Genomic DNA, 4,223 nt, shown 5'->3' with positions numbered 1-4,223 from the left:
TGACATGGAGTGGCCGGACGCGAGAGCCAGAGCCACGCACCGATGACGCCAGCAAAAAGCCCGGCGCGAGGCCGGGCTTGATGGTCATATGAATTTCAGATGGATCAGGCGAGATTGCCGTTGATCCAGTGCGACAGCGCGGTCTTGGGCGCCGCACCGACCTTCATGTCGGCCATTTCGCCGCCCTTGAAGATCATCAGCGTCGGGATCGAGCGCACGCCGAACTGGGCGGCAAGCTCCGGATTCTCGTCGATGTTGAGCTTGGCGATCTTGACCTTGGCGCCAAGTTCGGTGGCAATGTCTTCGAGCGCTGGCGCGATCATCTTGCAGGGACCGCACCATTCCGCCCAGAAATCGACGACGACCGGTACGTTGGCGTCAAGCACGTCGGCCTGGAAGTTGCTCTTGTCGACCTTCACGGTTGCCATATGGAAAATCCTTTTGAAAGTTTTTGTCCCACCAAATGTGGTGGTGATCGCGCCCTTCTTCAAGCAGGTGTTGTGTCACGCTCCCGTGAGTCGGGCAAGGGCGTCGTCCATGGCACCGGCCGGCAGCTCGATCAGCCGCGGCGCCTCGGTGAACAGCAGGGCCGCCTTGACCGTGCGGCCGGGATAGAGCGGCTGCAACAGGGCGCGATAGAGCGCGAGCTGGAGCAGGTAGGCCGGCGGCACCTCGGCCAGAGTGGAGGGCGCCGGCCGGTTGGTCTTGTAGTCGACGATCGAGACTGTGTCCGACGTCACCGCCAACCGGTCGATCTTGCCGGAAATCGAGCGCTTTTTGCCCTTTACTTCCAGGCTGCCCATGATCGCGACCTCAGCACGCGACGACGGCGCAAACAGCTGACCGAGGCCGGGATCCGCAAGGATTGATGTGACCGACGCCAGGGCCTTCTCACGCTCTGACGGAGGCCAGTCCGCACCCGTTCGCAAGAGATAGCGCTCCGCCGCGCGCTGGCGTTCGGGCTCGGCAATGCCCGGCAGCATCTGCAGCAGTTTGTGAAGGGCAAGCCCGCGCAGCACTGCAAAGCCCGGCTCGGCATCGGCGTCGAGCACCGGCGACGCCTTGTCGACCACAGCTTCCTTGCCTTCGTCGATCAGCGCCGCAGCACCGGATGGCGACAGCGGACGCGGCAGATCCTCGAAGGGGGGCAAGGGCCGGAACAAGGTCGCCGGTAGAGGTCCGAAAGCATCCGTCGGCCGCGCCTGCTCGCCGGAAGCCAGTGCGACCGGCGGCAGCTTGGTGACATGGAAACGATGCACCGGCTCGCCGCCGGCGGGATGCGCACGCTGCTCGCTTTCCGGCGCACCGATCAACGCGCGGCTGACGATCGAATGCCAGGTGCCGGCGTTCGGCGCTCGCTTGCCGTGATAGCCGCAGACGATCAGCCGGTCCTCGGCACGGGTTATGCCGACATAGAGCAGCCGGCGGTATTCGTCGTCGGCGAGTTCCCGTGCCCGCGCCGCCGCTGCTTTGGAAAAGCCGTTGGCGACGTCGCTGGCAGAGCGCCAGAGATAGCCCTTACCGTCCCAATTCGCGCCGGAGCCATCGAAGGGCATCAGGCGCGGCAGATGCTGGTCACTGAACGGGGCGGAACCGCCATCGACCAGGAACACGACCGGCGCTTCCAGCCCCTTGGCGGCATGCACGGTCATGACCCGGACCTCGTCGCGGGTCTGGTCCATCTCGCGCTTGATCTCGGGACCGGCGTTTTCCAGCGTCGACAGGAAGGCTTCAAGCCCCGGCAGACCGGTCCGTTCCTCGGCCAGGCAGAAGCTGAGGAACTCGTCGAGGATGTCGCCGGCTTCGGGCCCGAGCCGCGCGATCATCTTGCGGCGCACGCCATCACGCGCCAGCAGCCCGGCGTAGAACTCGAACACCGGTTTGAAGGCGGCCTCGTTCGTCCAGATGTCGACCTGGGCGACGATCTTCGCCAGTCTCTCGCTGTCGCCGGCGTGCTGTCGCAGCGACGCGATCAGCGATAAGCCGGACGGCCTCTGCGCGGCGAGCGTGAAAAGCGTCTCTTCCGGCAGATCGAAGATCGGGCTGCGCAGCACGGCGGCGAGCGACAGATCGTCCTGCGGCTGGATGAGGAGGTGACCGAGCGCAATCAGGTCCTTGACCGCGATGTGCCCGGGCAGGCTCAGCCGGTCGGCGCCGGCAACCGGAATGTCGCGCCGTTTCAAGGCACGGGTCAGCGCGTGGACGAAGCGATCGCGCTTGCGCACCAGCACCAGCACGTCGCCCGGCCGCAGCCGCTTGCCGCGGCCTTCGACGATTTCGCCACTGCCGATCCAGCCGGCGATGGTGGCGGCGACGTTCTCGGCCACGCGCACCGCCGGCGCATGCGCATGATCGATGGCTTGCGTCCAGTCGTCGGGCTCGTCGACCACATCGGCGCCTACTGACGGCCACACCTCGACATAGCCCGGTGCGTCGGTGCGGATCGCCTGATGGCGCAGCGGATCGGGATCATGGCTGATGCCGCGCCGCACGCTCGCGTCGGCAAAGACGCGGTCGACTGCGGTCAGAACATCGTCGGTCGAGCGGAACGACCAGGTCAGCTTGAGGTCGGCAAAGGACGCCTCGGCGTCGCGCACCCGTCCGGCGAACAACAGCCGGCTGTCGGCGAAGGAGTCCGGGGCGGCACCCTGGAACGAATAGATCGACTGCTTCTCGTCGCCGACGGCGAAGACCGTGCGATGGACCCTGTCGCGCGCGCCAAAGCCGGCAAAGAATTCTTCCGCCAGCCGTTTCACCACTTCCCATTGGTCCGGACTGGTGTCCTGCGCCTCGTCGAGCAGGATATGGTCGATGCCCTGATCAAGCTTGTATTGCACCCAGGGGCCGGCGTCTGGCCGCGCCAGCAGGTTGACGGTGCGGGTGATCAGGTCGTTGAAATCGAGAAAGCCGCGGCTGCGCTTCAGCATTTCGTAGCGGGCGATCAGCCAGTCGGCGATGGTCAGCGCCGCTCTTGTACCCTCCAGCATCCGGAACAGGGCCAGCCGGTCGGTGGTTTCGACGATGGCATTGGCGGCCGAGAGATAGCGCTCCGCCAGATCCGGCAGCCGGTCGACCAGGGCCTTCTTGAAGGCCTTTGCCGGGTCGTAGGTGTCGCCATCGGTCTTGAGGAAGGCGCGCGCGAGCAGTTGCAGGCGCCGAATGGGATCGCCCTCGGCGAAAGCCTGCCGCGCATAGGGCAGGATGTTGTTCAGCACCGATCTGGCATCGGTGGCCTCGGCTGCGTGGGCGAAGCCGGCAAAATAGTCGGGCAGGAAACCCGGCAACGGCCATACCGAAGCGGCTATGCCCTCGGCCGTCTGGCCTGGATGGAAATGGAATTCGTCGAACAGGACCTGGAAGCGCGTGCCGTCACGCCCGACGGCGTCGATGAAATTGCGCAAGCCGTCACGCTTGCGCACGATCTCACCCAGCAAGGCGTCGAGCCCGGCTTCGCCGCCCCGATCGAGAATGGCGGCAAAAGCCTCGGCCAGATCCCTGTCGCCGGCGGATGTGCCGGAGATCATGTCGCGGCGCGCCGCGGCAAACAGCGAGGCTTCCATCTGGCCGTCGAGCATCTCGAAATGGGCCGGGATGTTGGCCTCCAGCGGAAACTGGTGCAGCACCGATTCGCAGAAGGCATGAATGGTCTGGATCTTCAGCCCGCCGGGCGTTTCCAGCGCCTCGGCGAACAGGCGCCGCGCCCGGCGCATGGTCTCGAGATCCGGCCGGCGGCCTTCCAGAGCCTCGACCTTTGCCGCAAGGTCGGCGTCACCGAGCGTGGTCCATTCCGACAGTGTCGAGAAGACCCGGTTGGACATGTTAGCGGCGGCGGCGCGCGTATAGGTCAGGCACAGTATCTTCGACGGATCGGTGCCGCGCAGCAGCAGCCGGATAACGCGCTGGGCCAGCACATGGGTCTTGCCGGATCCGGCATTCGCCGACACCCAGGCGGAATTGCCGGGATCGGCGGCGCGGGCCTGGCTGGTCGCGGTGTCGCTGGGGATCGGATAGGCCTTTTTCATGCCTCCCCTCCCTCGTCACCGGCATCGCCGCCTGCCGACCATTCGAGCACGCGGGCAAGATGGTCGTAGTCGCCATCAGTCTCGCCTTCGCGGAACGGCAGCGCGCGCGACAGATAACCCGTCGCAGGATCGGCATAGTGGATCAACAGCTTTTCCAGCCGCGCCCAGGCCTCTTCGGCAAGATCGGTCGCGGTCCGCGGC

The 4,223-nt window shown here is 65.9% G+C and carries 3 protein-coding genes; all 3 read right to left on the bottom strand.

Annotated elements, in window-relative coordinates:
* Positions 1-104: 104 nt before the first annotated feature.
* Entirely contained in the window at positions 105-428 is a 324-nt protein-coding gene (gene trxA, locus EN750_RS20965) for a thioredoxin (protein ID WP_013528326.1), read from the bottom strand.
* A gap of 75 nt (positions 429-503) precedes the next feature.
* Complete coding sequence (gene addA, locus EN750_RS20960) at positions 504-4,022, bottom strand: double-strand break repair helicase AddA (RefSeq protein WP_127397522.1); 3,519 nt, start codon at positions 4,020-4,022, stop codon at positions 504-506.
* On the bottom strand, positions 4,019-4,223 hold a 205-nt coding region (locus EN750_RS20955), incomplete at its 5' end, for a hypothetical protein (protein WP_145967807.1). The genes addA and EN750_RS20955, both read right to left, overlap by 4 nt.

It is taken from the genome of Mesorhizobium sp. M7A.F.Ca.ET.027.03.2.1 (assembly GCF_003999175.1).
Taxonomy (GTDB): domain Bacteria; phylum Pseudomonadota; class Alphaproteobacteria; order Rhizobiales; family Rhizobiaceae; genus Mesorhizobium.
Note: the sequence above shows the minus strand (reverse complement) of the source record. Positions and strands in the feature narration are given on the sequence as shown.

Coding starts and splice junctions, on each gene's coding strand:
- trxA (WP_013528326.1), bottom strand. CDS start 428: ATGGCAACCGTGAAGGTCGACAAGAGCAACTTCCAGGCCGACGTGCTT.
- addA (WP_127397522.1), bottom strand. CDS start 4,022: ATGAAAAAGGCCTATCCGATCCCCAGCGACACCGCGACCAGCCAGGCC.